The organism is Paraburkholderia kururiensis JCM 10599 = LMG 19447 (assembly GCF_003986935.1).
Taxonomy (GTDB): Bacteria; Pseudomonadota; Gammaproteobacteria; order Burkholderiales; family Burkholderiaceae; genus Paraburkholderia; species Paraburkholderia kururiensis.
This window is the reverse complement of record NZ_RJZE01000113.1, coordinates 1-719: the sequence shown is the minus strand read 5'-3', so window position 1 is coordinate 719 and position 719 is coordinate 1. Positions and strand designations below refer to the sequence as shown.

General features: G+C 57.4%; 1 pseudogene. It reads left to right on the top strand.

The features are described 5' to 3' along the window. Positions 1-131: 131 nt before the first annotated feature. Positions 132-455, top strand: a pseudogene (locus tag PKKP23_RS33520) (transposase); the annotation flags it as partial. Positions 456-719: the final 264 nt, after the last annotated feature.

Below are 719 nucleotides of genomic sequence, written 5' to 3'. Positions count from 1 at the left end.
ATGTTTCGCCATGGTGGTGGAGTTCGATTGTGGAAGTGTTACCGTGAGAAGCAACATTCTCCTTCAATCGCCACCGCCTTCTCCTGCCTCTTCCCTACGCCGCGTACACCACTTTCAACGATAGCTCCCCCGTTACGGTTGGCGCCGACAAAAATTACGACACGGCAGGCTTCGTGGCGAGTTGCCGTGCCAACCGTGTGACGCCGCACGTGGCGCAAAACGACGGCCGCGTGGGTGGCTCGGCGATTGACGGTCGAACGACACGCTGGGCTGGCTATGCCATCAGCCAGCGCAAACGCAAATGCATCGAACAGGTCTTCGGGTGGGGCAAAACGGTCGGCCGGATTCGTCAGGCGATGTATCGTGGCCGCGAACGGGTTGAGCAGTTGTTCCTCCTGACTCAGGCGGCCTACAACCTCACGCGCATGCGTACGCTCGCAGACAGAGCGGTTTAGAAGCGCAAACCGGCGAGGAGATGACATTGGCTCCGCCTGAATTGAGGAAGCCCTGTATCAAATCGACACGAACCAAACCGATGCGCCGGCTAATTGGAAAGGAATGCTGCGCATCGGTGAGGTGTATTTCAACAGCCTGCTAGGGAAATGCTGATTAATGGGCCAACCGCCGACGTTTCAGGTGAGATGACGTCGAACTTTCCGGATAACGAATCGAATCGGCGCTCATTTCGGTGCAGTTGGCTCGTAAACGAGCCTCCCTGC